Genomic DNA, 1,128 nt, shown 5'->3' with positions numbered 1-1,128 from the left:
AGTTCCTCAGCCGCCAGCGCCTGGCTCATGGCGAAGTCGATCGTCTCGGTGCGAACCGCTCTTAGGAGGCCGGCGCTCGCGAAGGCGGAGTCGATCAGGGAGCGGTTGCCCCACCCGGCCGGCAGATCGATGAAGATCTCGTCGGTGAGCTGTTCGAGCCGCACGAACTCGGAATCGGCGAGCGGGTGAGACGTGGCACACACGAAGCGGATGGGCTCGCTACCCAGCCTCTCGAGATACATCCCAGGCATCGATGTGACGCCTGGCGCCGTGGACAGGAGCGCAAGGTCAAGGTCTCCCCGGCGCAACGCCTCGCGATGACCCCGCGAGCCCTCACCGGACGATTGCCCTCTGACAACAACCGCAGGATACTTTCGCTGGAACGATGCCAGGCTGCTCGCCATGTCGAACGTGGCGAACCGGAAGAGCATGCCGAGGTTCACCGTTCCGGTGACCATCTCCCGGGTCGCGGCAACGGCGGCCGTCGCCGCTTCCATCGCCGCCAGGACATCTCGTGCGCGAGGGAGGAGCGCTTCTCCCTCCTGCGTGAGTCTGATCCGTCGCCCTCTGACGAACAGGGACGTCTGAAGCTCGTGCTCCAGCTGGCGCACCGCCACGGACACCGCCGATTGGACGACGCGGGCGCGTTGCGCTCCGGCAGTGAAACTCCCCGTCTCGGCGACGGCGACGAAGTACTGAAGCTGATGAGGTTGCATCGTCGAAGTATCGCATCTCGCGATGTATATATTGGCAATGATTCATTGGAAATGATCGACGGGAGATCGCAAGATGATTCTGCGGCGCCCGCCGGGTCCGCCGGCGCCGGGATATCCCGGCGCCGACACGGCACAACGAAGGAAGCAAGATGGTGTACGAGGCCCTCACCCCTCAGAACTCCGCGATGGTCCTGATCGACCACGAGGTCGGGTTCTCGAACCTGATCGGGTCCCACACAATCGACGAGAACGTGAACGCCACGGTCGCACTGGCCGAGATCGCCAAGGTGTTCGACCTGCCCACGGTCGTGACCGCCGGCTTCGAGGACTCGCCCCCCGGCCCGCTCTACCCCGAACTCGCGGAGGCCCTGGGTAACACTCCCGTCCACCACCGCGTGGACGGCTTCGACGC

The 1,128-nt window shown here is 65.0% G+C and carries 2 protein-coding genes; one reads left to right on the top strand and one right to left on the bottom strand.

The window, feature by feature from the left end:
- The coding region (locus tag ELR45_RS20385; protein ID WP_165367965.1) for a LysR family transcriptional regulator at positions 1-716 on the bottom strand (716 nt) is incomplete at its 3' end.
- Between the two features lie 149 nt (positions 717-865).
- Here ELR45_RS20385 and ELR45_RS35585 point away from each other — a divergent pair.
- Positions 866-1,128: cysteine hydrolase family protein (locus ELR45_RS35585; RefSeq protein WP_476704137.1), on the top strand; the 263-nt coding region annotated here is incomplete at its 3' end.

It is taken from the genome of Phytoactinopolyspora endophytica (genome assembly GCF_004138495.1).
Lineage (GTDB): Bacteria > Actinomycetota > Actinomycetes > Jiangellales > Jiangellaceae > Phytoactinopolyspora > Phytoactinopolyspora endophytica.
The sequence above is the reverse complement of the archived record's forward strand: the minus strand, read 5'-3'. Positions and strand labels throughout refer to the sequence as shown.